Below are 26,343 nucleotides of genomic sequence, written 5' to 3' on the forward strand. Positions count from 1 at the left end.
TTCTCTTATAAGTTATTGAACGCCATGCAAACATCTACTGTTTCTCGTAAAAAGGCCTGGGTGCGCGTTGTGCTGCTCGCCGTGGCTGCCTTTGTCTTTAATACCACCGAATTTGCACCGGTTGGTTTGCTCTCGGATATCGCCGACAGTTTTGCCATGAAAACCGCTGACGTTGGCATCATGCTGACCATTTATGCCTGGGTTGTGGCGCTGATGTCACTGCCGCTGATGCTGGCAACGCGCAACGTTGAGCGACGACTGCTGCTGGCGCTGCTGTTTATCCTGTTTGTGGCCAGCCATCTGTTATCGACCTTTGCCTGGAGCTTTGCTTCGCTGGTGGTCTCTCGCATTGGGATTGCGCTGTCGCATGCGGTGTTCTGGTCGATTACCGCCTCGCTGGCTATTCGCGTGGCGCCTGCGGGCAAAAAAAACCAGGCGCTGAGCATGCTGGCCACCGGCACCGCGCTGGCGATGGTGCTTGGCGTCCCGATTGGTCGTATTGTCGGCCAGGCGCTGGGCTGGCGCACCACCTTTGGCATGATTGGGCTGTCCGCGCTGGTGTTAATGCTGATGCTGCTTAAGCTGCTGCCGAAGTTGCCAAGCGAGCACACCGGTTCCCTGAGCAGCGTGCCGATGCTGTTTCGCCGACCGGCGCTGGTTAGCCTGTATGTCCTGGTGACGCTGGTGGTGACTGCGCATTACACCGCCTACAGCTATATCGAACCCTTTATGGAAAGCGTGGCGGATCAGGGCGCGAATTTCACCACCCTGCTGCTGCTGGTGTTTGGCTCCGCCGGGATTCTGGGCAGCATCATTTTCAGCACGCTGGGCAATAAGTTCCCGTCTGCACTGCTGATCAGCGCCATTGCGCTGGTGGTGCTGTGCATGGGCTTGCTGTTTTTTGCCGCCACGCACCCGGGTGCGATCATGACGTTGTGCGTGATTTGGGGCATGGCGATGATGATGATTGGCCTGGCGATGCAGGTGCGGGTACTGTCACTGGCACCGGATGCAACCGATGTGGCGATGTCGCTGTTTTCCGGCATCTATAACATCGGCATTGGCGCCGGTGCGTTGATCGGTAATCAGGTCAGTATTCATCTGGCGATGGCAGATGTGGGCAATATTGGCGCGATGCTGGGACTGGTGGGCTTGCTGTGGTGTGTGTGGATTTTCCGGCGCTATCCGCAACTGCGAACCAACGGATAAATGAAGCAGGCTGGCAGGCGCCAGCCTTTGCTTTCAATCTTAATTATAAACGGTTGCCGTGCCATACAGACTGCTGCTGCCAGAGGTCGAAATCATGCGGTAGGATTTGGCTCCTGCCGCGTTGGCCTTTCCCGATAGCTGGCTCTCCAGCGACATCAAAGACGTACTGCCGGTGGCATTGACCGCGATAACCTGCGGCCGCTGCGCCTCGTTGAGTGTACCCTGCTGCGCTGCGAAGCCGGTTAGCGGTGATATGCCAAATGCAACCAGCGCCACTACCAGAATGCTTTTCATGATCGCCTCTCGCGTTTCATTCAACTCGTCGATTACTGATAAATGACTGCGGTGCCGTGCAGGTTGTTCTGGCCGCTGGTAGAAGTAATACGGAACGATTTTGCGCCCGCTTCTTCCGCTTTGGCATTCAGTTGTGCTTCCAGCGAGCCCAGGTTGGCGCCGCCCTGTGCGGAAATGGTACCGATAGCCTGCTGCTGAGCCGGTTCCTGGGTCACCACATCAGCGGCAAAAGCACCCCATGAAGCGGCAGATAAAGCGATAGTAGCAAGGATCATTTTTACGTTTTTCATGGTCGTCTCTCTTTAATTTTTCAGGGTTATCAGGTTGCCGTCGTTATTAACTTAACGATCGATAACTAAATGATAGGCCTCCCCACCTCTGTCGTCAATATTATTTTTTAATGACCGTTAATTTAATAAAACCCTTATACGAAAAGGCCTGCAGGGCCGATCTCATCACTCAATCCCGGCAGCTTAACGCCCACAGAGCACAAAGCGTCAAAGCCAGCTGACGCGGCAGCGGTTGCTCTTGATTAATTTATTAATGAACGGTAATTTAATTGGACACTCCATCCAGCCAAATGAGGATCTATGAGCGTTACGCAGGAAACAAAAGTAAAAAAAGGGCGCGGTCGCCCCAAACTTTTTGACCGCGAACAGGCTCTGGATCGCGCACTGGAACTGTTTTGGGCGCACGGGTATGAAGCCACTTCGCTGGCCGATTTGGTCGCCGCGACTGGGGCAAAAGCCCCGACACTCTACGCCGAGTTTGAAAATAAAGAGGGATTGTTCCGTGCGGTGATGGAGCGCTATGTGGAGATGTTCTCAGCCCAGCGTAATGCCACCCTGCAATGCAAAGAGAGCGGCGTTGCCACCGGTATCGAAAACTATTTTCGCTCCACCGCGGCCTGCTTTACCGATCGTGATAAGCCTGCGGGCTGCTTCTTTATCTGTACATCGACGGCGCTGTCGGCCGATTCAGAAGAGATTGCTGACATGCTGCGTAAAAAGCACCGCAGTCAGGAAGCGACGCTGAACGCCTTTTTACAGGAGCGTAAAGCGTTGGGCGAACTGGCCGAAGCCACGGACACCGCGGCGCTGTCGCGCTATTTGACCTGCGTGTTGCAGGGGATGTCGGTGCGCGCACGGGAAGGTGCCGATCGGGCTGAACTCGACGGCATTGTCGATACCCTGATGCAGCTGTGGCCGATGTTGTCCGGCGTGTGCCATCAAAAAACGGGCCGCTAAGCGGCCCGTGGGTTTATTCCAGCCAGAACACCGGCTTTAACTCATGACTGACCGGGCTGTTATCGGCATTGCACACCATCAACTCTCGCATCGATGCCCACCAGCGCTGGCACACGTCGGTTTCGGCAACGGCCTGCCAGCGCGCCTCTGACTCAATCTCTACGCTGGCAAACAGCAGGCTGCGCCCGACGTCGAGATAGATAGCGTAATGGTGCGCGCCATGCGCCTTCAGCGTTTCCGCCAGCTCAGGCCAGATCGGCGAATGACGCCGCTGATATTCAGCATGGCAGTGCGGAAACACCTCCATGACAAAGGCTTTACGCACCATGTGCCGGCCCTACGTCCAGCGCCGCCTGCCAGGGCTTGACGTTAAAGCGTTCGCCCAGCGCAATCAGCTCGTCGGTAGTAATGCCCTGGCGCATGCCGCCCATCGACAGCACTTTGACCACCACTTCCGAGGCTTTTTCAGCGGTATCAATCAGGCCAAACGCCTCATCCAGCGTTGGTCCGGTACCAAAAATGCCGTGGAATGGCCACATCACCAGCGTATGCGAGCGCATCTGCTCGGCGGTTTTAGCGCCGATACCATCGGTGCCCGGCACCATCCACGGCAGAATGCCAACGCCATCGGGGAAGACCACCAGACACTCGGTGCTGCCTTCCCATAACAGGCGGGTAAAGCGGGCGGCATCCAGCTCAACCACATAGCTCAGCGCCATGAAGTTGGTGGCATGGCAATGCATGATGACGCGATCCTGGCCATTGGTGACCGCTTTGCGCACGCAGTGTGACTGAAAATGCGAGGCGAGCTCCGAGGTCGGCACGCCGCCGTTACTCAGTCCCCAGTGAACTTTGCAGGAGAGCCCTTTGTCGTCAACCTGCAGCAGCGCCAGGCTGTCGGCGGGATCGAGCTGCACGTTGCGGAAAAATTTGCCGGAGCCGGTGACCAGAAACCAGTCATTAGCCAGCGCGGGCGCAGGCTGACTCAATTCAATACAGCGCGGTTCAGCGTAAAAATCCGCGGCCCACGGCTGTACTTCTTCTGCCGTCAGGCGCAGGCTGACGTTGCCGCCATTGCGTTCGTCCCAGCCCTTTAGCCACATATCACTGGTGGCTTTGACCATGCCCTGTACAAAAGGCGAAGTTAGTATGCTTTGCATCGATAATCCTTAACGTTGAGACAGAATCTGTTGTTCGTAATCACGGACGTTGCTTAACCAACTGGCATCCGCTGGCACGTCGTGGCGCAGGCACCAGGCTTCCCACACCGCCTGCCACGGCAGCGATTTTTGCTCTTCCAGCAGCGCTAAACGGCTGGTGAAGTCACCCTGCATTTCCAGCTGACGCAGCTGGTCGGTTGGCTCCAGCAGCGCGCGCAGCAGCGCTTTTTTAGCGTTGCGCGTGCCGATAACCCAGGCAGCAATGCGGTTGATCGAGGCGTCAAAAAAGTCGAGTCCGATGTGCACTTTGTCAAACAGCTGCTGACGCACAATCTCGCTGGCAATCGCCTGCGTTTCATCATCCAGAATCACTACGTGATCGCTGTCCCAGCGCACCGGACGGCTGACGTGCAACAGCAGGCGCGGCACATAGAGCATGGCGGTGGAAATTTTGTCAGAGATGGTTTCCGTGGGATGGAAATGCCCGGCATCCAGCGTCAGCGCGGTCTGGCGACTGGTGGCGTAACCGAAATAGAACTCGTTGGAGCCGACGGTGTAACTTTCGGCGCCGATGCCAAACAGTTTGCTCTCTACCGCATCAATGTGGTGCTGCGGGTTAAGCTTTTCGCTGATGATCTCATCCAGTGCCGCCAGCAGGCGCTGACGCGGCGCCATCCGGTCTACCGTCAGATCTTTCATGCCGTCCGGCACCCAGATATTCATCACTGATGGCGTACCGAGCTGCTCGCCAAAGTAAGCGGAAATTTTGCGGCTCGCCTTGCAGTGATCGATCCAAAACTGGCGAATGGCATCGTCGGCATGCGCCAGCGTAAAGCCGTCGGCGCTCAGCGGATGCGAAAAGCAGGTCGGGTTAAAATCGAGGCCAATCTGATGCTGTTTCGCCCAGCTGACCCAGCGGCTGAAATGCTCGGGTTTGATGACATCGCGATCTACCGGCTCATCGCTGTCCAGATAGATAGCATGCAGATTCAGCCGCTTGGCGCCCGGAATCAATGACATCGCCATATCGAGATCGGCGCGCAGCTCTTCCGCGCTGCGGGCCCGGCCCGGATAGTTGCCGGTGGCCTGAATGCCGCCGGTCAACGTACCCTGAGGATTTTCAAAACCACGCACGTCATCGCCCTGCCAGCAGTGCATGGAAACAGGAAGAGTATCAAGCTGCTGCATCGCTGCTTCAACATCGACGCCAATGGCGGCAAAGCGCTGCTTCGCCAGATCAAAAGCCTGCTCAATAAGCCGTGTCATAAACAAAGTTCCTTAGTGGTTTGGCTGAGCGACTGAAAACGCTGCCAGTACGTTAAAGCGTGCTCCTCGGGATGAGGCTGCACGGTGTGCACGGGAAAGTTAGTGGCGATGCAGTGACGCAGCGCCTGAAGATCGGTGAGTTCGCCAAGGGCGATCAGCTGACAGCCGACGTTGCCCAGCGTGGAGGCCTCCACCGGCCCCGCCTGTACCGCCAGATTGCAGTGGTTGGCGCAGAGCTGATTGAGAAAATGGTTCTGGCTGCCGCCGCCCACGATATGCAGCTGGCTAAAGGGTTTGCCGCGCAGCTGCGTCAGCTGATCCAGCACCTGCCGATACAGCATGGCGAGGCTGTCAAAGATGCAGCGCGCCAGCGCCGCGGTGCTTTGCGGCACCGGCATGCCCTGTTCGGCGCAGGCATCCTGAATCGCCTGTACCATGCTGACGGGATTGATAAAACGTTCATCATTGGGATTGATCAGGCTGCGACAGGCGGGCTCAGCCTCAGCGGCGCTCACCAGATCGGCAATATCCGTGACCTGCAGCTCATCGCAGATACGCTGCAACAGCCACATGCCCATGATATTTTTCAGCACGCGGTAGCGCCCTTCAACACCGCCTTCGTTGGTCACGTTAGCCGCCAGTGCCGCGGCGCCGGTATGCGCGTGTGGGCTTTCAAATCCCATCAGCGACCAGGTGCCGGAACTGATCCATGCTGTATCGCTGTGCTCCAGCGGTACAGCCATTACCGCACTGGCGGTATCGTGGCTGGCTACGGCGATCATCGGCACCGCTTTGCCGCTGGCGCTTTGCCAGTAGCCTACGGTGTTACCCGGCTGGGTTGGCTTTCCGAACCAGCTTTTATTGCCGCCCGCCCACGTCAGCAGCGTCTCATCCCACTCACCGCTCTGAATATTTATCAGTTGGGTCGTGGTGGCATTGGTGTATTCCCAGTTCATTTCGCCGGTAAAGCGGTAGTGTAGATAATCGGGAATCATCAACGCATGGGCGACCCGGGCGCACTGCGCCGGTTCGCGCTGACTGAAGGCGCGCAGCTGCCAAAGGGTGTTAAACGGCAGAAACTGAATGCCGGTACGCTGCCACAGCGCCTCACGTCCCCACTGCTGCTCCGCCTGCGCCATCACGCCGTGAGTGCGGCCATCACGATACGAGACCGTTTCACCCACCCGCTCGCCGTGCTGATCGAGCAGCACCATATCCACGCCCCAGGTATCGATACCGATACTGTCGATGTCGATACCCTGCGCATCCAGCATCGCCAGCCCAGCGCGAATCTCCTGCTCAAGCGCGTCGAGATCCCAGCAGTCATATTCGCCGCGCATCACCCGCCGGTTGGCAAAGCGATGGATCTCCTGCAGGGCGAGCGCACCGGTGTCACGGTGATAGCGCGTCAGCATCACCCGCCCACTGGAGGCGCCGAGATCGACAGCTACAACATTGCGTATTGTCATGGCTTTAGTTTCCTGATGTTCCAATGCCATCAGTGTACGTTTCAGCCGTGCGGCCACCTTGCCCGCAGTGCCAGAGCCTGTAACGCGTTGGCAAGGTTACAAAGAAGCATGCGTAGCAGCTCACAAAATAAGGTTTCAACCCGCTGTGATGCTGCACGCATTTCTGACACTTTTAAGCGCTTTCTTGAAGTTTTTGCCTGAATACGCGCTTAGCCTGTTCAAAATTCAAGGTAAGTTCTTTGGTCGCGTAATAGGCTGCAGAATTGTTAAAGGAGGATCAATGATGACCATATTGCACAGCGCAGACTTTTTCGCCGACGGTGATTTTCCCATCACTATCGAGCCACGGGCACCGCAGGATGCGTTTCCCGAGCATCATCACGACTTCCACGAAATCGTGCTGGTGGAACAAGGCGCGGGCATTCACGTGTTTAATGGTCAGCCGCAGAGCCTGTGCGGCGGCTGCGTCTGCTTTGTTCGCGATCACGACCGCCATCTTTATGAGCAGACCGAGAATCTCTATCTGACCAATGTGCTCTACCGCAGCCCGGACGCGTTTCGCTTTCTCAGCGGATTGCAGGATCTGCTGCCGCAGGAGCAGGATGGCCGTTACCCTTCCCACTGGCGCATTGGCAACCGCGTGATGAGCCAGGCGAGCCAGCTGGTGGCGCAAATGACGCCGCTGACGCTGAGCTATTCGCTGGAGAAGCAGGCGCAGCAGGAGCTGTTGTTTCTGCAGCTGCTGCTATTGCTGCGCCAGGGGCGCCATGATGAGCAGAGCAGCGATCAGGAAGCGCGGCTGCATCGCCTGCTCGACTGGCTGAACGATCACTACAGCGAAGAGATTGACTGGGAGGCGCTGGCGGATCGTTTCTCGCTGTCGCTGCGCACCCTGCATCGCCAGATGAAACAGCAAACCGGCATTACGCCACAGCGTTATCTCAACCGGCTGCGGCTGCTGCAGGCGCGCCATCTGTTGCGGCACAGCGAGGCGCGCATTACTGATATCGCTTTTCAGTGCGGGTTTGGCGACAGCAACCACTTTTCCACCCTGTTCAAACGCGAGTTTGGCTGCGCGCCCCGCGCTGAGCGGCAGCATATGCTGTAACCGGAGCGCCCAATGCCGTTGATCCTGTCACGCGATGACTACTTTCCTTCGCCCGCCATGTCGGTTGCGGTGGCTGAACGCATGCCGCAGCCCTCGTTTCCGCCGCATCAACACGCCTTTGAGGAGATTGTGATTGTCTGGCGCGGTAATGGCCTGCATGTGTTAAACGATCGACCATGGCTGATCACCTGCGGCGATATTTTTTATCTGCGTGAAGGCGACTGCCACAGCTACGATTCGGTTAATGATCTGGTGCTGGATAATATTCTGTTCTGCCCGGATCGCTTTACGCTGGGCTTTGACTGGAGTGAGCTGCTGCCACCTCGAACCCCAGATCAATCAGCATCATGGCGGCTGACTACCCGCGGCATGACATTAGCGCGCGGCGTGCTGGTTCAGTTGGAGCGCGAAAGCCGCAAAACCGATCGGCTTTCGGTGCAACTGGCTGAAGCGCTGTTTCTGCAGCTGGCGTTGATTCTGCGGCGTCACCGCTATGTTGCGGATGGCAGCCGGGCCTTGCCGGAAAGTGAACAGTTGGATCTGCTAGTGGCGGCGATTCAGGGACACGGCAGTCGACCTTTTGACCTGACGCTGTTCTGCCAGCAGAACCGCCTCAGTGAGCGCGGTCTGAAGCAACTGTTTCGCCAGCAAACCGGCATGAGCATTGGCCATTACATTCGTCAGCTGCAACTCTGCCAGGCGAAATATCTGTTGCGCACCAGCAGCTGTTTGATTGGCGAAGTGGCCGCGCGCTGCGGTTTTGATGACAGTAACTATTTCTCCGTGGTGTTTACCCGCGAAACCGGCCTGACACCCAGCGCCTGGCGGCAACGCTTTCATCCTGCCAGTAGCGCCATCATCAGCGAGGCGGGCGCGCCCTGACGCGCACCGCCGTTGCACTACGCTGCCAGACCCAGCCCAACGATATTGGCCGCAATAATAATCACTACACATCCCAGCGACAGCACGCCAACCGGACGACGGCCCGCCGATTTCCACTCTTTCAGCAACAGCCCAACCAGGCCACCGCAGAGCACGTACAGGCTCATGTGCAGCATCCAGCTGACAAAGTCATACTGCGGTGGAATTTTTGCATGGCCCCAGGCGTAAAAGAAAAACTGCAGGTACCACATCAGGCCGCCCAGCGTGGCAAACAGCACATTAGCGATCAGCAGCGGTTTTGCCACTGAGAAATCAGCCTTCACCGACAGCGATGATTTAGTGGCCAGACGGATAAAGCAGTAGCCGAGGTTGACGATCGCCCCACCGCCCATGATCACCACATAACTTGGCAACGCGACATACAGTGGGTCGATACCCAGCTGTGCTGCAGCGTCATGCATCGGCTTTGCCGCATCCATGGCAAAGGACATACCGGCTGAGAAAAAGCCGCACATTACCGCCAGCACCAACCCTTTCTTCAGGTTGAACTCTTCAGCGTTGATGCCCAGCGCCCGCTCTTTCAGCAAACCGGCGCGTGACACAATGGCCACGCCGATCACCGCCACAAATACGCCGAGTAGCGTCATCCGGCCTCCGGTGGAGGCAAACAGCTCCATAAAGCGCCCCTGCAGCAGCGGCGTCATCAGCGTGCCGACCACCAGCGTCACGCCGATTGCGATGCCAATGCCCATCGACATGCCAAGATAGCGCATGGTCAAACCATAATTGATGTTGCCAATGCCCCACATCGCGCCGAACAGAAACACCGGCAGCAGCTGCGACAGGCTAAAGGAGGCGTAGTAAGCCCAAAAGTTTGGCAGCAGCACCGCGCTCACCGCCCACGGCAGAATCAGCCAGGAGGTAATGCCGCCCACCGACCACATGGTTTCCCACGACCATCTTTTTACCTGTTTGAAAGGGGCATAAAAGCAGGCGGCACTGGCGGCCCCCACCAGATGCCAGCAGATTCCGGCGATAATGGCACTGTTCATTGTTATTCCTTCGTAAGGTTAAGGCCAACGGGATGCCGGGCCCCTGCCCGGATACGAAGGAGTGTACGGCGAGCCCGATCCTGGCCTCCTTTGAGTGGCTGCCTGCAACCGCAGCGCTCTGGCAATATTCAGGGGGTGCCACAGACCGCGATCACAAATCTGTTTTTCTCCTCTTTTTTGCCCGCATGCAGCCTAAATACATTATTTTCAAGGATTTTTGTAATTTTGTTGCCTTCGGCTGCTCATTATTGCCATTGTTGCCATTAAGGCGTCAAAGCTGGCACTCAGAAAAAGGTGTTTCAGGCTGGAGTAAGCGAACTTCCCCGGTAGTTACTACTTCACCTCAGCCTTATAACATCCTGTTTTACGGAGAACGCTAACATGGCAACAATTCAGAAAAATATGTACATCAACGGTGAGTTCACCGAACACCGCAGCGGCAAATGGATTGACGTAATCAATCCCGCCACCGAACAGCTGATTGCTCAGGTACCGGAAGGCAGCAAAGAGGATGTGCAGCGCGCGATTGATGCCGCCGAACAGGCCCAGGAGGCATGGGAAGCGTTGCCTGCGGTTCAGCGTGGCGTCTGGCTGCATAAAATCGCCGACGGTATCCGTCAGCGTGAGGCAGAACTCACCGCCACCATTGTCGCCGAAGGCGGCAAAACGCAGGGGTTAGCGCAAACCGAAGTGCTGTTTACCGCCGATTATCTCGACTACATGGCCGAGTGGGCGCGGCGCTATGAGGGCGAAATCGTCAACAGCGATCGTCCCAACGAAAACATTTTTGTGTTTAAGAAAGCGATTGGCGTCACCACCGGTATTCTGCCGTGGAACTTCCCATTCTTCCTGATCGCCCGTAAAGCAGCGCCAGCGCTGATTACTGGCAATACCATCGTGATCAAACCGAGCGAAGTCACGCCGCTGAACGCGGTAATTTTTGCTGAAATCATCGACGCGATTGGCCTGCCCGCGGGCGTGTTGAATATCGTCTTTGGTTACGGCCCGGTCGTCGGCCAGGAGCTGGCAGCCAACCCGAAAGTGGGCATGGTTAGCCTCACCGGCAGCGTTAACGCAGGTATTGCCACGATGGAAGCGGCGGCGAAGAATGTCACCAAGGTGTCGCTGGAATTAGGCGGCAAGGCCCCGGCCATTGTGATGAACGATGCTGATATCGATCTGGCGGTGAAGGCCATTGTGGCATCGCGCATGATCAACAGTGGACAGGTCTGTAACTGCGTGGAGCGCCTCTATGTTCAGGAAGGCATCTACGATACGTTAATGGCGCGCCTGACCGAGGCATTTCGCGCAGTAACCTTTGGCGATCCGGCGCAGCAACAGCAGCTGGATATGGGGCCGCTGATCAATGCCGCCGCCCTTGAGCGCGTTGAGCAAAAAGTTGCTGAGGCGGTAGCCGACGGGGCACAGGTGGTGCTGGGCGGTCAGCGTGCAGGCAACACCGGCTATTTTTTCCAGCCAACGCTGCTCAGCCACGTTCGTCAGGAGATGGCGATCATGCACGAGGAGATTTTTGGGCCGGTGCTGCCGGTGACTACCTTCAAAACGCTGGATCAGGCGATCGCCTGGGCCAACGACTGTGAATATGGTTTGACCTCATCGATCTATACCCGCGATCTGAATACCGCCATGACCGCGCTGCGCAAGCTGAAGTTCGGTGAAACCTACGTCAACCGCGAGAACTTTGAGGCGATGCAGGGGTTCCACGCCGGCTGGCGTAAGTCAGGCATTGGCGGCGCTGATGGCCGTCACGGGCTGGAAGAGTATCTGCAAACCCACGTTGCCTATCTGCAGTTCAGCTAACCTTTCCCAACCCGCCAGCATCACGCTGGCGGGTTGCGGCTTATGCCATGCGTTGGCGGCTGCGGAACAGCGCGACGCCACTCAATACCGCGACCATCATCAAATAATAGCCCGGTGCCAGGCTGGTACCGGTTGCGCTGATCAACAGGGTACAAATCAGCGGCGCGAAGCCACCAAACACGGTGACCGCAACGTTATAGCTGATCGCCATGCCGCTGGCGCGCGTATGAATCGGAAACAGATCGGCCATGACCGAAGGCACGGTAGAGAAATAGACCGATTTGAGCAGTGCCAGCCAGCCCACCATCAGCATCAGGGTCAGCGGCGTGGTGTGATTTACCACCATCGCAAACGCGGGATAGATGGTCAGAATCAACAGCCCGAGCGCGCCCCACATCAGCGGCGCACGACCAATTTTCTCAGCCCACAGCCCCATCAACGGTGTCACCACGGTTAAGATAATCCCCGCCAGCAGGGTGGCAGAAAAGGCCACGGAGCTGGAGAGGTGTAAATTTTTGGTGGCGTAGGTTGGCACATAGTTCAGCATGTAGTTAATGGCGGTAGAGACCACCATCAGCCCGATGGCCAGCAGCATCAGCTCTTTTTGCTGCCCGATCAGCGTTTTCAGCGGCGCGGCGCTTTTCTCCGCCTTTTTAAAGCTGGCGGGCTCCTGCACATGCCGACGAATATAGAGGCCCACCGGCCCAATCAGCAGGCCGAAGGCAAAGGGAATGCGCCAGCCCCACTGCTGAATATCCGCCTCACTTAACAGCTGCGTCAGACCAAGTCCAAACGCCGAGGCCATCAGCGTGCTGGCGCCCTGGGTGGCAAACTGCCAGCTGGCAATAAAGGCTTTGCGTTCCGGAAAGTGCTCCACCAGAAAGGCAGTGGAGCTGCCAAATTCGCCCCCGGCTGAAAAGCCCTGAATCAGGCGCGCCAGCAGAATCAGCAACGGTGCTGCCAGCCCAATCGTGGCATAGCCAGGCATACAGGTGATCATTGCGCCGCCCAGCATCATCAAACTGAGCGAAAGCAGCAGCGCATTTTTGCGTCCGGCGCGATCGGCGTAAGCGCCGAGCACGATGGCACCCAGCGGCCGAATCAAAAACGAAACGCCAAAGCTGCCGAAGGTCAGCAGCATCGAAACCGACGCATCGGCAGTGGGGAAAAAGGCGTGAGCGATATAGCTGGCAAAAAAGCCGTAAACCGCAATATCAAACCACTCCAGCGCGTTGCCAATGCAGGTGGCAAACAGCGTTTTGTGCAGATTGGGCTTTATCTGTGTTTCACTGGCAACCAGGCTGCTCATTTTGCCTCCGGCGTGCGATGGGCACGATGACGGGCGATAATCGCATTGCCCTGCTCGCCCAGCTGCCACAGCAGCCGGGTCATGATCAGCAGGCCTTCGCGGGCGATCGATTTCAGCATGTGTTCATTGACGCCGTGCTGGCCGCAGGCGGGATAGGAGTGCGGGATCCACAGCGTCGGCAGACCGAGGATATCAGCAAACACATCATTGGGCAGCGAGCCGCCGAGGTTAGGCAACAGCGCCGGTTTTTTGCCGCTGCTCTCTGCCATGATCGCCAGCGTCCAGTCCACCAACGGGTCAGTGGGATCGAGGCGCGTGGCCGGTGAACCGCGCAGAAAAGTCACCTCAACCTGCGGAAAACCGTGCGCCACCAGATGCGCCTGCAAATGACTGACCAGATTTTGCCAGTCGGTGCCGACCACAAACCGCAGCTGGCACACCGCCGTTGCCGTGGGCGGAATGGCGTTCATTGGTCGTTGCGGGTTGCCGGCGACCATGGACAGCACCTCCAGCGTGTTGGCCGCATAGAGCCGCTCGCTCTGGCTGAGTCCCGCTTCTCCCCAGGTTATATCAGTTTGCGGATCGCCAGGATTTCCGGCCACGATAATGTCACTCAGGATGTCGCGCACCGCCGCGCTCACCGGCGGCGCCTTGAGCGCCGTCACCTGCAGTTGTCCCTGCTGATTAACCAGCGAAGCGATAGCGTTAGCCAGTTGAGTGGCAGGATTACTCAGCAGGCCACCCCAGTTGCCCGAATGACAGGCGTTATCCCGCGCGTTGATGCTCAGCTGGAAATTGACGCAGCCGCGCGAGCCTAAAAACAGCGTGGGTCGTTCGGCATTCACGCGCGGGCCGTCAGAGGCGATGAACAGATCGGCCTGCAGCAGCTCGCCATGCTGCTGACACAGCGCTGCCAGGCCTGGTGAGCTGATCTCTTCGCCCATCTCGAACAGCAAGGTGCAGTTAAAACCCAGATGGCCGCCGCGCGCCTGAAAAATCTGCTGCAGCGCGGCGATGTTTACGCTGTGCTGCCCTTTGTTATCGGCGCTGCCACGGCCATACCAGCGATCGCCCTCTTCGCTAAGCTGCCATGGCGTCAGGCCGCTGCGCCAGTTCTCATCGTCGCCAAACACCACGTCGCCGTGGCCGTAACAGAGCATCGTCGGCAATGCATCATTCTCACGGCGTCGCGCCACCAGAAACGGGCAGTGCGTTGCCTCAGCATTCTCCAGCCAGTGCAGCGTAAAGCCCATTTCCACCAGCGACGGCGCAATCTCCTGATGCAGATAGGCGCGCAGTTGCGCCTGACGATCGCTGCGCTGGCTTTCGGTTGCCATCGCCACCCGACGCGCCAGCACTTCACGAAATTCACCCCGGTCAAACCAGGCGGCGGCCTGTTCACTTACCTGTTCTGCTGTCATTGGCTCTCTTCCTGCACGCTGTGAATGGTTTCATTCCATCTAAGCCAATTAATCGCTTTGCCACAATTATCAAATAAACAAACAAGCGTTGCTTTAAAAGCAAAGGTATAGTGCCCTGTTACAAGGCATGCACCAGCGGGGGGCAACATCATGCTCAGTACGGAGATTCGTTATTTTCTTGCCGTCGCCAGCACCGGCTCGCTCAGCGCCGCCAGTCAGCAACTTTATGTGGCGGTTTCGGCCATCAGCCGCCAGATTCAGCGGCTTGAGCAGCAGGTTGGCGCGCCGCTGTTTGAACGTCATCCGCGCGGCATGATTCTGAATGAGGCGGGTGAGATTTTTGCCCATCACGTCCGCAGGAACATGCTGGAGATGGAGCTGGCAGTGGCGGAAATCAAAGGGTTGAATGCGGTACGCCGCGCCCTGATTCGCATCGCCTGCACCGATGGCATGGCGTTTGATCTGCTGCCGACGCTGATGGCGCGCTTTCGTCTGCAAAATCCCGCGGTCACCTTCAGCCTGCAGATTGCCAGCAGCAGCACGGTGGCAGGGCTGATTCGCGAAGGTGAATGCGACGTGGCGTTTCAGTTCAGCCTGCAACCGGAGCGCGCCGTTGACGTGGTAGCAAGCTGGCCCGCCCCGGTGTTGCTGGCGATGCAACAACAGCATCCGCTGGCCGGTGCGGCAATCGGCCTTGCCGACCTCAGCCATTATCCGGTGGCCCTGCCGCAGCAAGGATCGACGGTGCGTCAGCTGTTTGACCTGACCTGCCATATGAACGGTATTTTTATCGAGCCGGTGCTGACCTGCGACAGTTTTGCCACATTGTGGCACTTCCTGCTCAACACGCCCGGCGCGCTGACGCTGTGCAGCCAGTTCACCGTGCTTTACCAGACCGACAGGCTGGCGCTGAAATCGATTGGTATTAACCAGCTCAGCCAGCGAACCTTGCAGGTGCAGACGCCGACAGGCCGCCGCCGCAGCGCAGCGCTGGCGCTGTGGCTCGATTTTGTCTGCGAAGAGATCACCCGACAGAATCAGCGCATCCAGCCGATGTGGCAGGATGCATGATGATTGAGACGTGGCGTCAATGATAAACGGCCCGCCGGAAGCGACGGGCCGTGCGGAGACTCAACGTGACGTTGTCACGCACAAATCACTGACAAAACAGCGTGATGCTTATTTTGCGATATCAACCTGATAGAAAATATGCTTCCCAAACGGATCCACTTCGTAGCCGGTAACCTCTTTGCGTACCGGTTCAAATATGGTTGAATGGGCGATCATCACCGCGGGCGCCTGGTCATGCATGATCTGCTGCGCTTCGGTGTAGAGCTGGATACGTTTGTTGTGATCCTGTTCGGCGCGCGCGGTGGTAATCAGCTTTTCAAATGGCTGATAGCACCATTTTGATGAGTTCGATCCGCCGTTGGCTGAGGTGCAGCTGTAGAGCGGGCCAAAGAAGTTATCGGGATCGCCGGTTGCGGTGGTCCAGCCCATCAGCGCGGCCTGATGTTCACCACTCTTCACGCGCTTCAGGTATTCGCCCCATTCATAGGTCACGATATTGGCTTTGATGCCCACTTTGGCCCAGTCTGACTGAATCATCTCCGCCATGCGGCGTGCATTGGGATTGTAAGGACGCTGCACCGGCATCGCCCACAGCGCAATGGTGGTGCCAGGTTTGATGCCCGCTTCGGCTAACAGCGCTCTGGCCTTTTCCGGATCGTAGTCGTAATCTTTCAGCGCCTGATCGGCGCTCCAGACGCCCGGCGGCAGGATATTTTTAGCCACCGTCCCGGTGCCCTTGAATACGGCCTCAATGATCGCCGGTTTGTTGATCGCCATGGTCAACGCCTGGCGCACTTTGACATTATCCAGCGGCGCTTTCTGCGTGTTAAACGACAGGAATCCGGTGTTCAGCCCCGCCTTCTGTACCAGCTTAATATCCGGGTTCTCTTTCATGCGCGGCAGATCGGCAGGATTGGGGAACGGCATGCCCTGGCATTCGTTTTTCTCGAGCTTGGCGTAGCGCACCGACGCATCGGGCGTGATGGAGAAGATCAGCCGATCGAGCTTCGCTTTGCCCTGCCAGTACTGCGGAAAGGCGCGATAGAGAATGCGTGAATCTTTCTGGTACTGCACCAGTTCAAACGGCCCAGTGCCGATCGGATCGCTGTCGACCTTCTCCGGCGTGCCCGCCTTCAGCATCGCATCGGCATATTCCGCGGAGTGGATAGAGGCAAAATACCAGGCGAGATCGGCGAGGAACGGCGCTTCGGCATGCGCCAGCGTGAAGCGCACGCTGTGATCGTCGACCTTCTCAATTTTCTTGATCAGCGAACCAAATTCCAGACTTTCAAAATTGGAGTAGTTGCCGCTGGAGACGTTGTGGTAGGGATTTTTGGGGTCCATCTGACGCATAAACGAAAAGATCACGTCGTCGGCGTTAAAATCGCGACTCGGCTTAAACAGCTTGTTGCTGTGGAATTTCACACCATGACGCAGATGAAAGGTATACACCGTGCCGTCTGCGCTGATATCCCAGCGTTCCGCCAGGCCTGGCTGCAGTTCAGTGGTACCGGTTTTAAAATCGACCAGCCGGTTGAACACCGGTACGGCGCTGGCGTCAACGCTGGTGCCGGAGGTATAAAGCTGCGGGTTGAAGTTCTCCGGTGAACCTTCAGAACACCAGACCAGCGTTTTCGCTGATGCACTTCCCGCCAGCGCCATCACCAACGCCGCCAGGGCAAAACGACCTCTTTTTTTCATGCCGATCCTCGCTTTTTATTTGACTTCCGCTCGTTACGGTTGGTAAATGAAATTCACATCTTTTTAATAAATAACATGAAATCGCCGCGTCGCAGAACATTTCTGGCGTGCTATCTATAAGGAAAAATGATGACTGATAATCTTGCCGCTACCCTTACGCAACGTTTTTTTCGCTATCTGGCCGTCAGCAGCCAGAGCGATGCCAGCGCAACCGAGCTGCCCAGCACGCCACAGCAGCATCAGATGGCCCAGCTGCTCGCCGATGAACTCAACGCCATGGGTCTGCACAATGTGGTCATCGATCGTCACGCCACCGTGACCGCACTCAAGCCTGGGACGAAGCCGAACGCGCCGCGCATCGGTTTTATTGCGCATATCGATACCGTTGACGTTGGCCTGTCGCCCGATATTTTTCCGCAGAAGATCGTCTTTCACGGCGATGACGTTTGCCTTAATCCGCAGCAGGACATCTGGTTGCGCACCGCGCAGCACCCGGAAATCCTCGCCTATGAAGGGCAGGAGATCATTTTCAGCGACGGCACCAGCGTACTGGGCGCCGATAACAAAGCGGCGGTCACCGTAGTGATGACCCTGATGGAGCGGCTACAGGGCGATCACGGCGACATCGTGGTGGCGTTTGTTCCCGATGAAGAGATCGGCCTGCGCGGCGCCAAAGCGCTGGATCTGGAGACGCGCTTTAACGTCGATTTCGCCTACACCATCGACTGCTGCGAACTGGGCGAAGTGGTTTATGAAAACTTCAATGCCGCTGCCGCGCAGATTGTGTTTACCGGCGTCACCGCCCACCCGATGTCGGGCAAAGGCGTACTGGTTAACCCGTTGCTGATGGCCCATGACTTTATCAGTCAGTTTGACCGCTATCAGACACCGGAACATACCGAAGGCCGTGAAGGCTATACCTGGTTCAACGACTTGCAGGCCAACGCCAGCGAAGCGCGGTTAAAAGCCTCGGTGCGTGATTTCGATCTGGCACAGTTTGCCGAGCGCAAAAAACAGATTGAGCGCGTTGCCAGTGACATTGCCGCTGCGTATCCCACCGGTAAGGTCGAGGTCAGCATCAGCGACACCTACAGCAATATCAGTAATGCGCTCGGCGACGATCGCCGTGCCATCGACCTGCTGTTTACCGCGCTGGATGAGCTGGCGATCGCGCCAAAAGTGATTCCCATGCGGGGCGGCACCGACGGCGCAGCGCTGTCGGCAAAGGGCCTGTTAACGCCGAACTTCTTCACCGGCGCGCATAATTTTCACTCAAAATTTGAGTTCCTGCCGGTGCCTTCGTTTGTGAAATCTTATGAAGTGGCGGAGAAACTCTGCCTGCTGGCGGCGCGTGACTGAATAAAGGGGCGGCTTTCGCCCCTTTTGTTATTTGCCGGTGGCGACGTCAATGCCAGGGAAATATTTCTTCGCCAGCGCGGTCAGCGTGCCATCCGCCTGCACTTTGTCGATTGCCGTATCCAGCTGCTGCTTCAGCGCGCTGTCATCCTTGCGCAGACCAAAGCCGATGCCGCTACCGAGGATTTTGTCATCTTCTACCGGCTTGCCGATGAAGGCGAACCCTTTGCCCTGCGGCTTATCGAGAAAACCAGACTGACCGGCGGCTGACATCACCAGCGTGCCGTCGAGACGGCCAGCGATCATGTCGTTATAGACCTGATTTTGATCCTGATACGAGGTCACGGTTACGCCTTTTGGCTCCCAGTGTTTCTTCGCGTAGGTTTCCTGAATCGAGCCCTGCAGCACGCCAATGTTCTTACCCTGTAAGCCTTCCGCCGTGGCCTGTTTCAGCCCGGAATCCGCCTTGCCCACCAGCATGCTCGGAATGCGGTACACCGGTTTGGTGAAAGCGATACTCTTTTCCCGCGCTTCGGTGATGTTCATCGCTGAGTTAATGGCGTCAAACTTTTTAGCCGCCAGCGCCGGAATCAGCGCATCAAAACTGCTCTCCACCCAGCTGCAGGAGAGCGCCGCCGCCTTGCAGATCGCATTGCCCAGTTCAATATCAAACCCTTCCAGCTCACCCTGCGCGTTACGGCTTTCAAACGGCGGATACTGCGATTCCACGCCATAACGCAGCGTCTCCTGCGCCAGGACAGAAGCCGATGAAAACAGACCCACAGCCACAAACAGTGCACTTAACTTTTTCATTGATTTTCCCTGCGGTAAGGTGGTTAACGAGGCAGTACCTGACACAGCGCCTGTGCCCCAAGCAGTAAGGTAGCATCATCTTTAGCAAAGGAGAGACGAATCAGCCGGTTATCGGTGCCGTCGGTGTAAAATGCCGACAGCGGAATAGTCGCCACACCGTGGTCGACTATAAGACGTTTTACCATTTCGCTGTCGCTTTCGTCACTGAAATGTCCGTAGCTGGCGAGCATAAAGAATGAACCGGCGGAAGGCAGCAGCCTAAACGGCGAGTCGCCCAGCGCCTGCGCCAGCAGATCGCGCTTGCGCTGATAAAATTCACCAAGCGACAGCCAGGTATGCGGATTGCGCAGATATTCCGCAAAGCCGACCTGCATCGGCGTATCGGCGGAGAACATCATGAACTGATGGACTTTAACCACCTCCTCCATTAGCGCGGCGGGTGCCAGACAGTAGCCGACGCGCCAGCCGGTAACGTGAAAGGTTTTGCCAAATGACGACACCACCACGCTGCGCTCGGCCAGTTCCGCATGGGTGGCCATGCCGCAGTGGCGACGGCCATCAAACAGAATGTGCTCATACACTTCGTCGGAGAGCACCACAATGTCGGTGTGGCGGGTCAGCGCGGCAAGCTGCGCCAGATCGGCATCGCTCAGTACCTGCGCACTGGGATTGTGCGGCGTGTTGATAATGATCATCCGCGTGCGCGGCGTGATTGCCGCACGCACCTCGTCCCAGTTGATGGCGAAATCGGGCTGCTGCAGTTTGAGGGCGATCGGCGTGGCGCCCTGCAGACGCACTACCGGCGCGTAGCTGTCAAACGCCGGCTCAAAGAAAATCACCTCATCACCGGCGTGCACCAGTCCAGCAATCGCCATATAGAGTCCCTGGCTGGCGCTGCCGGTGATTAATACTTCGCTGCCGGCATCGTAGTCACGGCCATACAGACCCAGCACCTTTTCTGCCAGCACTTCGCGCAGCGCAGGTAAACCGAGCATCGAGGCATATTGATTATGACCTTCGCGCATCGCGCGGCTGACCGATTCAACCAGCAGCGGATCGCACGGGAAATTGGGCGCGCCCTGCGACAGGTTAATGGCGTTGTGCTGTGCGGAGAGCTGGCCAATCACGCTGAAAATGGTGGTGCCGACGTCGGGTAACTTCGAACGTGGCGCGACGGCTGAGGACAGGGTCATAATGGCTCCCGCGGAGTGCATAAGATAAGCGTAAAATTGATTAGCTATTCAACGACCTTGTGCTTGAGGCGACAACTGATATGTTGTCATAATAGCCATGCAAAAAACTCATAGCTAAGGATGATCATGCCTCGTCGCCCGCTGCCGTTGAACGCCCTGCACGCCTTTCTGGTCACTGCCCGCCATCTCAACCTGACGCGCGCCGCGCAGGAACTCTGCATAACGCAGGGTGCGGTGAGCCGTAAAATCGCCGCGCTGGAAGCCTGGCTGGGGTTTTCGCTGTTTGAGCGCCATGCGCGCGGACTTTATCTCACCTCGCGCGGTGCGGCGTTGCTGCCCGAGCTGAATCAGGGTTTTGCGTTGATTGCCGACGCCGCCGATAAGGCCACCAGCCAGAGCGCCCGCATGACATTGAAAGCGCCCACCTGCGCCCTGCGCTGGCTGCTACCTAAGCTGATGGCGTTTGAACAGCAGCATCCTGAAATTGAAGTGGCGTTGACCACGACGCTCGATCACAGCCAGCAGCTGGACGGCTTTGATGCCGCCATTCTGTATGGTGCCCCGTTGGATCAGGCCGATGTGCTGTTTGCAGAGACACTGACGCCGGTGGTGAGCCGCTCGCTGCTGGATGGCGACACGCTGTCGCTGGCGGCGCTTTCCCGGCTGACCTTTTTACACCCGACGCAGGATGATATTGACTGGCGCTTATGGCTGCAGGCGCAGCGGGCCGAGGTGAAAATGGCGCGTAATCAATACTTTGATACTATGGATTTGGCGATCAGCGCGGCGATTCAGGGGTTTGGGGTGACGGTTGCCGATGTCACCTTGATTCAGGCCGATCTGGCGAGCGGCCGACTGCATGCGCCGTTCAGCGCCAGCGTGAAAACCGGCGCCGTCTACAGCGTACTGTATCGGCGCCAGGAGACCACGGCAAACCAGGCGGCATTGATCGCCTGGCTGCAGGGCAATTAATCAGAACGACACCCACTCATCGCTGCTGCTGGCAGCGGCAGTGGGCGCAAGACGCGGACGCAATGGTGTTTGCGGAGCGGCAACCGGTGCCGCAGCGGCCTGGGGTGCCAGCCGGAAACGCGCCACTGAACGCTGCAGCTCTTCGGTCTGACGCTCCAGCGCACCGGCGGCGGCGGAAACTTCTTCCACCAGCGAGGCGTTCTGCTGCGTCACGCTGTCCATTTCCGCCACGGCGGTGCCCACCTGCGAAATGCCTTTGCTCTGCTCGTGCGACGCGTCGGCGATCTGCTTCATGATCTCATTCACGTCAGACACCGCTTTTAACATCTCATCCATGGTGCTGCCCGCGGCATTCACCAGCTGAGAGCCTTTGTCGACGCGCTGTACTGATTCACTGATCAGCGTTTCGATCTCTTTGGCAGCACCGGCACTGCGCTGCGCCAGATTACGCACTTCGCTGGCAACCACGGCAAAGCCACGGCCCTGCTCACCGGCGCGCGCCGCTTCTACCGCCGCGTTCAGCGCCAGAATATTGGTCTGGAAGGCGATGCTGTTGATCACGCTGGTAATCTCAGCAATTTTCTTCGAGCTGCCGGTGATCTCCTGCATGGTTTGCACCACGTCATTGACCAGCTCGCCGCCCTTGCTGGCGGTTTTAGTGGCGGTCTGTGCCAGGCTACTCGCCTGTTGCGCGTTGTCAGCGTTGAACTTCACCGTGGCGGTGAGCTGCTCCATGCTGGCTGCGGTCTGCTCCAGCGCGGCGGCCTGCTGTTCGGTGCGTGAGGAGAGATCGTTGTTGCCCATCGAAATCTCGGCCGCGCCGCGATAGATATTGTCGGTGCCGCTGCGAATGGCACTCACCGCATCACGCAGGCTATCCTGCATGGCGTTGAGTAACGGCACCAGCTTGCCGACGCAGTTGCGGCCGAATTCCTGTACCGGATGGCTGAGGTCGCCATCGGCAATAAACTGGAAATGCTGGCGAATTTTATCCAGCGGACGCACCAGCATAGTGACCAGATAACGATCGGTGAACAGCAGGATCACCAGGCCAAAAACCACCGCCGCGATGATGATCGATTTAGTGATATCGGTCAGACGATCGACCGTAACGCGCGTTTGATCGAGCAATTCGCTGGCACGCTGATTGTACTGCTCAGCGCTGGCGCCGAAAGCGCGACTCAGTGCCGGCGTTACGTTGCTGGCGTGCGTGCGAAACGCCGCCAGATCGCCACTTTTGGCCAGTGTCATCTGTGGCACAATGCCGGCATCAAGCAGCTTCTGCCAGCTGTCGATCACCGCAGCTGACGTCGCCGCGTCCATCGGGCCAGGCGCGCCCGCTTTAAATTTCACCAGCTGTGCTTCCATCGCATCAAGCGCGGCAGCGGCTGGCGCGTAATCGGCGGCCTGCGGTGTTTTACCGGCAGCGGCACCGTCCATCACCCGCGCCAGGCGCGTAATAAAACGAAAATATTGGTCATTGCCTTTGCTCAGCAGGGTCATTTGCGACACCAGCTGACGGTCAACAGTATTACCATCGCCCAGCTTACCCAGCGCATGCACGCTGTAGAGACCAACCCCTGACCAAAGAAGACAAAAAACGCCGAGTATCCACAACATGACACTGCGAATAGAGAAGTTTTTAAGAATTGCCATAATGAGTTCCTTGCTGACCCATACTGTTATTGCCCGATACACGCGGGATTAAGCAGGTTATCGGCAGCAAAGAAGGAAAACATAAGAGAAAACGTCGCGGCACTATTTACCCGCGACATCAGTGTGGTTACTTGAGTTTTACCATCGCCTGACGAAACAGCGACAGAATACGCAGCCGACGCTTCATAAAGTTCTCTTTCAGTGAGATATGAGCTTCGCCCTGTCGTCCCAGACAGAGGGTGATGTCATTATCCGGTCGCCAGGCAGGCCACGCGATCTTGCCGTCCAGCGTTGAGGAGAACGGCGTGGCGTAATGGGCAAAGTTAAGCCAGTACTGGCTCACCTCTTCGGCAAAGGCGCGGTCGCCGTCGGTGATTTCCCGACCGGCTTCAATGGCCGGCATCTGATCCAGCGTGTTGAGCGTATAGACGATCTCCGCGCCGTGCCACGCGCCGTCAGGACAGAGATCGCGCGAGCGTTCGGAAACATAGTCGAACCAGTAGCGCCAGCCCGGCATGCCCACCCGGCACTGCGCGGCAACCACCAGCTGACTCATCGCGGTAAAAGCCATATCGCGTGATACTGCCCGGCCCAGCGCGCGATCGTCATGCAGGTCATACATCCAGTTCAGCAGCTTGTAAACCGGCCGCTGCCGACGACGCAGATCCGCCACTAGCGCCGAGGCGTTTACGCCAAAATAGTCGAGCACGCTGCTTTCGTCGCTGTTGCTGCCGATCAATATGGGCAAATTATGTTGCCGGGCGCGGGCAAACACCTTGAGCATGGGCAACGGCAATACCGCATCCCCGGCAATCGGCGTCGGCCCGATGCGCATGCCCGGCGGCAGCAGGGTCAACGCCTCGGCAGGCAACGCGCGCAGCTGTTCGGCGCTGGGCTGCTCAAGGGAGAAATGACAGGCAACTTTTTCGCCTAACGCCAGCGCGTCAGTGCGTGATACGTCGGGCAGTGCATAGGCGCTCTGCACAATGCCTTTGTGAAACAGCCCCTGCGCCAGCGGCGAACAAAACAGCGACAGCACACTGCGCGCGCCGGAAGATTCACCCATGATGGTGACGTTGTGGCGATCGCCACCGAAAGCGGGAATATTGCGTTGCACCCACTGCAGCGCGGCGATTTGATCGAGCAGCGCAAAATTATTGATGGTTTTGCCCGCCGGATATTCCGCATCCAGCGCCGGATGTGCAAAAAAGCCGAGATGGCCGAGGCGATAATTAAGGGTCACCATCACCACGCCGCGCGCGGCCAGGGGTTTACCGCTGTAGGGTGCCAGCGAGCCAGCACCCAGCGCGTAGCCGCCGCCGTGGATCCAGACTATCACCGGCAAAGGGCGAACCGGTTCAATCTCCGGCGTCCAAACGTTAAGATAGAGACAGTCTTCATCCGGCAAAGCGGGATCGCCGCCGCCAATTTCCATGCACACCTCACGGCTCTGCCAGCTGGCGCTGCCCCAGGCCAACGCATCACGGCAACCGTGCCAGGGCGTGACCGCAGCCGGTGGTCGCCAGCGACGTTCGCCTGTCGGTGGCGCGGCGTAAGGGATGCCTTTAAATACCGCGATCTCTCCCTCGGCGGTGCCCGCCAGTTGGCCTTCGGCGGTATTCACCGTGATGTGCTGCTGATTTTTCATTTTCTGTTCCATGGCTTTACCTCTGCTTATTATTTCCGTCAGCAGCGGTCTTGTCCATGTTGTGGGGCGATTTGCAGAGTAAGTCGGGGGGAGACTGGCTGGCAACAGAGCAGGCCCGCTTTCGGATGAAGCGGGCAAAAAAATCAGCTGGCAAAGCGGCTTTTAGCGATCAGCATCAGCGTGGTTAATACCGCCGGGATCGCCAGCAGCAGGAAAACCTGGCTGAAGCTCCAGCCGAGCGTCAGCATTTCAGCACCGGCAAAGGCGCTGAGAATGGCACCGATGCGGCCCACGCCGTGCATCCAGCTGGAGCCGGTCGCGCGGGCATGCGTGGGATAATAGCTGGCGGCCAGCGCGTTCATGCCGGTATTAGCACCGTTGAAACAGAAACCGCTGCAGAAGGCGATACCACTCATGATGGCGGCATGCGCCGGGCTGAAGCCCAGCGTCACGATGGCGATGCCGCCGCAAAAGTAGATCGCGGCCAGCGCCAGATTGGCGTTGAAACGATCCATCAGCCAACCCGCAAACAGCGATCCAACGGTGCCGCCCGCCTGATACATGGCGGTAATAATCGCCGCTTCGGTGACCGTCATGCCGACGTTATTGACCAGCGTTGGCAGCCAGCTGCCAATCAGGTAAACCAGAAACAGCCCCATAAAATAGCTGCCCCACAGCATCAGGCTGCCGAAAAGGTATTGCTGCGACAATACGGTGCTGATGGCGCCCTGCTGCTGAGTGCGCGGATCGGGCAAACAGTAACGATCGCCCACTTGGGTGGTGCCCGGCAGCAGACGCGACAGAATCTGATGAATACGCTCGGCGGGTGCGTGACGAGAAATCAGGAAGCGCACCGATTCCGGCAAAAAGAGGATCAGCAGCGGCAACACCAGCAGCGGCAGAATGCCGCCCAACAGCATCACAGAGTGCCAGCCATAGCGCGGGATCAGCCACGAAGCCGCAAAGCCACCGGCGGCCGCACCAAAGGTGAAGCCGCAGAACACCACGGTAATAATAAAGGAGCGCCGACGCTCGGGGGAAAACTCTGCCACCAGCGTGCCGACGTTGGGCATCGCTGCGCCCAGCCCCAGGCCGGTGAGGAAGCGGAACAGCATCATCTGTTCGATGGAATTGGCCATGGCGGTGGCCAGCGTCCACAGGCCAAAAAAGAACACGCTGAAGATGATAATCATGCGACGGCCGTAGCGATCGGCCAGCGGCCCGGCAAAAATCGCGCCCAACGCCAGGCCAATCAGCGCGGCGCTGATCACCATACCTAGCTGGTGATTGCTGACCTGCCAGATAGCGCGTAACGACGGCGCGATAAAGCCCATCAGCGCGATATCCATGCCATCCAGCGCCACCACGATAAAACAGAGTGCGATGATTTTTTTCTGCCAGGCGCTCAACGCGCTCTGATTAATAAGTTGGCGAACATCAATCGCCTCAGCCTGGCTCGCGCCTGGAAATAGCATTTTTACCGCCATCAGTTTTGGTAAAAAATTTGGCCGCTATGATAGCGGATCGTTAACTATCCCGCCTGCGGATTTTAATAATAATGAGAATTATTCAAAGCAACAGCGTTTCAAGCTGCTGTATTCCAAAAGGTTAATAATTTGGCTTTTATGCAGCAGAGGTGGATTTTGAGCTAAGTCTCTCTTTTACGGCTATTTTTGACGCTGACGCGCAAATGTT

At 57.7% G+C, this 26,343-nt stretch carries 24 protein-coding genes; 9 read left to right on the forward strand and 15 right to left on the reverse strand.

The genetic code is table 11. The annotated features are described in order from the left end of the window. Positions 1 to 24: 24 nt before the first annotated feature. The gene (locus ACJY2L_RS00870; protein ID WP_439212079.1) at positions 25 to 1,209 is read left to right on the forward strand and encodes a sugar transporter; all 1,185 of its coding nucleotides are present in this window, start codon (positions 25 to 27) and stop codon (positions 1,207 to 1,209) included. Between the two features lie 39 nt (positions 1,210 to 1,248). Here ACJY2L_RS00870 and ACJY2L_RS00875 read toward each other — a convergent pair whose 3' ends face one another. After that, the gene (locus ACJY2L_RS00875) at positions 1,249 to 1,503 is read right to left on the reverse strand and encodes a DUF1471 domain-containing protein (protein ID WP_067430720.1); all 255 of its coding nucleotides are present in this window, start codon (positions 1,501 to 1,503) and stop codon (positions 1,249 to 1,251) included. A gap of 32 nt (positions 1,504 to 1,535) precedes the next feature. Continuing rightward, entirely contained in the window at positions 1,536 to 1,793 is a 258-nt protein-coding gene (gene bhsA / locus ACJY2L_RS00880) for a multiple stress resistance protein BhsA (protein ID WP_439212080.1), read from the reverse strand. A gap of 300 nt (positions 1,794 to 2,093) precedes the next feature. Here bhsA and ACJY2L_RS00885 point away from each other — a divergent pair, with 300 nt between their 5' ends. After that, positions 2,094 to 2,750 carry a TetR/AcrR family transcriptional regulator gene (locus tag ACJY2L_RS00885; RefSeq protein ID WP_187485981.1) on the forward strand — a complete coding sequence of 219 codons (657 nt, stop codon included), beginning with the start codon at positions 2,094 to 2,096 and terminating at the stop codon, positions 2,748 to 2,750. A 13-nt stretch (positions 2,751 to 2,763) separates the two neighbouring features. Here the strand turns inward: ACJY2L_RS00885 and rhaM are convergent, their stop codons facing one another. The 4 genes from rhaM to rhaB are packed head-to-tail and all read right to left on the reverse strand — an operon-like array spanning position 2,764 to position 6,645. Next, positions 2,764 to 3,078, reverse strand: coding sequence for an L-rhamnose mutarotase (gene rhaM, locus ACJY2L_RS00890; protein WP_439212081.1), 315 nt, complete (start codon positions 3,076 to 3,078; stop codon positions 2,764 to 2,766). Further along, entirely contained in the window at positions 3,068 to 3,910 is an 843-nt protein-coding gene (gene rhaD / locus ACJY2L_RS00895) for a rhamnulose-1-phosphate aldolase (protein WP_067430730.1), read from the reverse strand. The genes rhaM and rhaD overlap by 11 nt, the downstream gene beginning before the upstream one ends. A 9-nt stretch (positions 3,911 to 3,919) precedes the next feature. Next, complete coding sequence (locus ACJY2L_RS00900; RefSeq protein ID WP_439212082.1) at positions 3,920 to 5,176, reverse strand: L-rhamnose isomerase; 1,257 nt, start codon at positions 5,174 to 5,176, stop codon at positions 3,920 to 3,922. After that, positions 5,173 to 6,645, reverse strand: coding sequence for a rhamnulokinase (rhaB, locus tag ACJY2L_RS00905; protein WP_439212083.1), 1,473 nt, complete (start codon positions 6,643 to 6,645; stop codon positions 5,173 to 5,175). Before rhaB ends, ACJY2L_RS00900 begins: the two co-directional genes overlap by 4 nt. Before the next feature lie 283 nt (positions 6,646 to 6,928). On the opposite strand from rhaB, the gene rhaS reads away from it, so the two are divergent. Further along, entirely contained in the window at positions 6,929 to 7,753 is an 825-nt protein-coding gene (rhaS, locus tag ACJY2L_RS00910) for an HTH-type transcriptional activator RhaS (RefSeq protein ID WP_439212648.1), read from the forward strand. 12 nt (positions 7,754 to 7,765) lie between these two features. Further along, positions 7,766 to 8,635, forward strand: a complete 870-nt coding sequence (gene rhaR / locus ACJY2L_RS00915) for an HTH-type transcriptional activator RhaR (protein ID WP_439212084.1) — start codon at positions 7,766 to 7,768, stop codon at positions 8,633 to 8,635. A 17-nt stretch (positions 8,636 to 8,652) separates the two neighbouring features. Here rhaR and rhaT read toward each other — a convergent pair whose 3' ends face one another. Then, the gene (gene rhaT, locus ACJY2L_RS00920; RefSeq protein WP_187485985.1) at positions 8,653 to 9,687 is read right to left on the reverse strand and encodes an L-rhamnose/proton symporter RhaT; all 1,035 of its coding nucleotides are present in this window, start codon (positions 9,685 to 9,687) and stop codon (positions 8,653 to 8,655) included. Between rhaT and ACJY2L_RS00925 the strand changes: the two genes are divergently transcribed. Next, the gene (locus tag ACJY2L_RS00925) at positions 9,687 to 10,067 is read left to right on the forward strand and encodes a hypothetical protein (RefSeq protein WP_439212085.1); all 381 of its coding nucleotides are present in this window, start codon (positions 9,687 to 9,689) and stop codon (positions 10,065 to 10,067) included. The genes rhaT and ACJY2L_RS00925 overlap by 1 nt on opposite strands. A 1-nt stretch (position 10,068) precedes the next feature. Further along, complete coding sequence (aldA, locus tag ACJY2L_RS00930) at positions 10,069 to 11,508, forward strand: aldehyde dehydrogenase (protein ID WP_187487701.1); 1,440 nt, start codon at positions 10,069 to 10,071, stop codon at positions 11,506 to 11,508. A gap of 40 nt (positions 11,509 to 11,548) precedes the next feature. Here aldA and ACJY2L_RS00935 read toward each other — a convergent pair whose 3' ends face one another. Further along, complete coding sequence (locus ACJY2L_RS00935) at positions 11,549 to 12,817, reverse strand: MFS transporter (protein WP_439212086.1); 1,269 nt, start codon at positions 12,815 to 12,817, stop codon at positions 11,549 to 11,551. After that, the gene (locus tag ACJY2L_RS00940) at positions 12,814 to 14,238 is read right to left on the reverse strand and encodes a M20 family metallopeptidase (protein ID WP_439212087.1); all 1,425 of its coding nucleotides are present in this window, start codon (positions 14,236 to 14,238) and stop codon (positions 12,814 to 12,816) included. The genes ACJY2L_RS00935 and ACJY2L_RS00940 overlap by 4 nt, the downstream gene beginning before the upstream one ends. Before the next feature lie 150 nt (positions 14,239 to 14,388). Between ACJY2L_RS00940 and ACJY2L_RS00945 the strand changes: the two genes are divergently transcribed. Next, positions 14,389 to 15,309, forward strand: coding sequence for a LysR family transcriptional regulator (locus ACJY2L_RS00945; protein ID WP_209502055.1), 921 nt, complete (start codon positions 14,389 to 14,391; stop codon positions 15,307 to 15,309). Positions 15,310 to 15,417: 108 nt separating this feature from the next. Here the strand turns inward: ACJY2L_RS00945 and ACJY2L_RS00950 are convergent, their stop codons facing one another. Beyond that, positions 15,418 to 17,010 carry an ABC transporter substrate-binding protein gene (locus tag ACJY2L_RS00950; protein ID WP_439212088.1) on the reverse strand — a complete coding sequence of 531 codons (1,593 nt, stop codon included), beginning with the start codon at positions 17,008 to 17,010 and terminating at the stop codon, positions 15,418 to 15,420. Positions 17,011 to 17,139: 129 nt separating this feature from the next. On the opposite strand from ACJY2L_RS00950, the gene pepT reads away from it, so the two are divergent. Then, complete coding sequence (pepT, locus tag ACJY2L_RS00955; protein ID WP_209502234.1) at positions 17,140 to 18,369, forward strand: peptidase T; 1,230 nt, start codon at positions 17,140 to 17,142, stop codon at positions 18,367 to 18,369. A 27-nt stretch (positions 18,370 to 18,396) separates the two neighbouring features. Here pepT and ACJY2L_RS00960 read toward each other — a convergent pair whose 3' ends face one another. Both ACJY2L_RS00960 and ACJY2L_RS00965 read right to left on the reverse strand, forming a co-directional pair. Then, the gene (locus ACJY2L_RS00960) at positions 18,397 to 19,179 is read right to left on the reverse strand and encodes a transporter substrate-binding domain-containing protein (protein ID WP_187485993.1); all 783 of its coding nucleotides are present in this window, start codon (positions 19,177 to 19,179) and stop codon (positions 18,397 to 18,399) included. A gap of 23 nt (positions 19,180 to 19,202) precedes the next feature. After that, the gene (locus ACJY2L_RS00965; protein WP_067430764.1) at positions 19,203 to 20,372 is read right to left on the reverse strand and encodes a methionine aminotransferase; all 1,170 of its coding nucleotides are present in this window, start codon (positions 20,370 to 20,372) and stop codon (positions 19,203 to 19,205) included. A 126-nt stretch (positions 20,373 to 20,498) separates the two neighbouring features. Between ACJY2L_RS00965 and ACJY2L_RS00970 the strand changes: the two genes are divergently transcribed. Continuing rightward, positions 20,499 to 21,344, forward strand: coding sequence for a LysR substrate-binding domain-containing protein (locus ACJY2L_RS00970; protein ID WP_187485994.1), 846 nt, complete (start codon positions 20,499 to 20,501; stop codon positions 21,342 to 21,344). Here ACJY2L_RS00970 and ACJY2L_RS00975 read toward each other — a convergent pair whose 3' ends face one another. The 3 genes from ACJY2L_RS00975 to ACJY2L_RS00985 form a co-directional block, all read right to left on the reverse strand. Then, positions 21,345 to 23,000, reverse strand: a complete 1,656-nt coding sequence (locus tag ACJY2L_RS00975; protein ID WP_439212089.1) for a methyl-accepting chemotaxis protein — start codon at positions 22,998 to 23,000, stop codon at positions 21,345 to 21,347. Between the two features lie 127 nt (positions 23,001 to 23,127). After that, positions 23,128 to 24,648, reverse strand: coding sequence for a carboxylesterase/lipase family protein (locus ACJY2L_RS00980; protein ID WP_439212649.1), 1,521 nt, complete (start codon positions 24,646 to 24,648; stop codon positions 23,128 to 23,130). Positions 24,649 to 24,791: 143 nt separating this feature from the next. After that, positions 24,792 to 26,123 (reverse strand): MFS transporter, encoded by a 1,332-nt coding sequence (locus ACJY2L_RS00985; protein WP_187485995.1) that lies wholly within the window; start codon positions 26,121 to 26,123, stop codon positions 24,792 to 24,794. Positions 26,124 to 26,343 lie beyond the last annotated feature (220 nt).

Origin of the sequence: Duffyella sp. Ts4, assembly GCF_051851875.1 — a bacterium.
Classification (GTDB): domain Bacteria; phylum Pseudomonadota; class Gammaproteobacteria; order Enterobacterales; family Enterobacteriaceae; genus Duffyella; species Duffyella gerundensis.

What these genes read in the sequence shown, in the direction of transcription:
- aldA (WP_187487701.1), top strand. Translation starts at nt 10,069, where the DNA reads ATGGCAACAATTCAGAAAAATATGTACATCAACGGTGAGTTCACCGAA.
- ACJY2L_RS00870 (WP_439212079.1), top strand. Translation starts at nt 25, where the DNA reads ATGCAAACATCTACTGTTTCTCGTAAAAAGGCCTGGGTGCGCGTTGTG.
- pepT (WP_209502234.1), top strand. Translation starts at nt 17,140, where the DNA reads ATGACTGATAATCTTGCCGCTACCCTTACGCAACGTTTTTTTCGCTAT.
- ACJY2L_RS00935 (WP_439212086.1), bottom strand. Translation starts at nt 12,817, where the DNA reads ATGAGCAGCCTGGTTGCCAGTGAAACACAGATAAAGCCCAATCTGCAC.
- ACJY2L_RS00945 (WP_209502055.1), top strand. Translation starts at nt 14,389, where the DNA reads ATGCTCAGTACGGAGATTCGTTATTTTCTTGCCGTCGCCAGCACCGGC.
- ACJY2L_RS00875 (WP_067430720.1), bottom strand. Translation starts at nt 1,503, where the DNA reads ATGAAAAGCATTCTGGTAGTGGCGCTGGTTGCATTTGGCATATCACCG.
- ACJY2L_RS00965 (WP_067430764.1), bottom strand. Translation starts at nt 20,372, where the DNA reads ATGACCCTGTCCTCAGCCGTCGCGCCACGTTCGAAGTTACCCGACGTC.
- rhaM (WP_439212081.1), bottom strand. Translation starts at nt 3,078, where the DNA reads ATGGTGCGTAAAGCCTTTGTCATGGAGGTGTTTCCGCACTGCCATGCT.
- bhsA (WP_439212080.1), bottom strand. Translation starts at nt 1,793, where the DNA reads ATGAAAAACGTAAAAATGATCCTTGCTACTATCGCTTTATCTGCCGCT.
- ACJY2L_RS00970 (WP_187485994.1), top strand. Translation starts at nt 20,499, where the DNA reads ATGCCTCGTCGCCCGCTGCCGTTGAACGCCCTGCACGCCTTTCTGGTC.
- ACJY2L_RS00985 (WP_187485995.1), bottom strand. Translation starts at nt 26,123, where the DNA reads ATGCTATTTCCAGGCGCGAGCCAGGCTGAGGCGATTGATGTTCGCCAA.
- ACJY2L_RS00950 (WP_439212088.1), bottom strand. Translation starts at nt 17,010, where the DNA reads ATGAAAAAAAGAGGTCGTTTTGCCCTGGCGGCGTTGGTGATGGCGCTG.
- ACJY2L_RS00980 (WP_439212649.1), bottom strand. Translation starts at nt 24,648, where the DNA reads ATGAAAAATCAGCAGCACATCACGGTGAATACCGCCGAAGGCCAACTG.
- rhaT (WP_187485985.1), bottom strand. Translation starts at nt 9,687, where the DNA reads ATGAACAGTGCCATTATCGCCGGAATCTGCTGGCATCTGGTGGGGGCC.
- ACJY2L_RS00960 (WP_187485993.1), bottom strand. Translation starts at nt 19,179, where the DNA reads ATGAAAAAGTTAAGTGCACTGTTTGTGGCTGTGGGTCTGTTTTCATCG.
- rhaS (WP_439212648.1), top strand. Translation starts at nt 6,929, where the DNA reads ATGACCATATTGCACAGCGCAGACTTTTTCGCCGACGGTGATTTTCCC.
- ACJY2L_RS00900 (WP_439212082.1), bottom strand. Translation starts at nt 5,176, where the DNA reads ATGACACGGCTTATTGAGCAGGCTTTTGATCTGGCGAAGCAGCGCTTT.
- ACJY2L_RS00975 (WP_439212089.1), bottom strand. Translation starts at nt 23,000, where the DNA reads ATGGCAATTCTTAAAAACTTCTCTATTCGCAGTGTCATGTTGTGGATA.
- rhaR (WP_439212084.1), top strand. Translation starts at nt 7,766, where the DNA reads ATGCCGTTGATCCTGTCACGCGATGACTACTTTCCTTCGCCCGCCATG.
- ACJY2L_RS00940 (WP_439212087.1), bottom strand. Translation starts at nt 14,238, where the DNA reads ATGACAGCAGAACAGGTAAGTGAACAGGCCGCCGCCTGGTTTGACCGG.
- rhaD (WP_067430730.1), bottom strand. Translation starts at nt 3,910, where the DNA reads ATGCAAAGCATACTAACTTCGCCTTTTGTACAGGGCATGGTCAAAGCC.
- ACJY2L_RS00885 (WP_187485981.1), top strand. Translation starts at nt 2,094, where the DNA reads ATGAGCGTTACGCAGGAAACAAAAGTAAAAAAAGGGCGCGGTCGCCCC.
- rhaB (WP_439212083.1), bottom strand. Translation starts at nt 6,645, where the DNA reads ATGACAATACGCAATGTTGTAGCTGTCGATCTCGGCGCCTCCAGTGGG.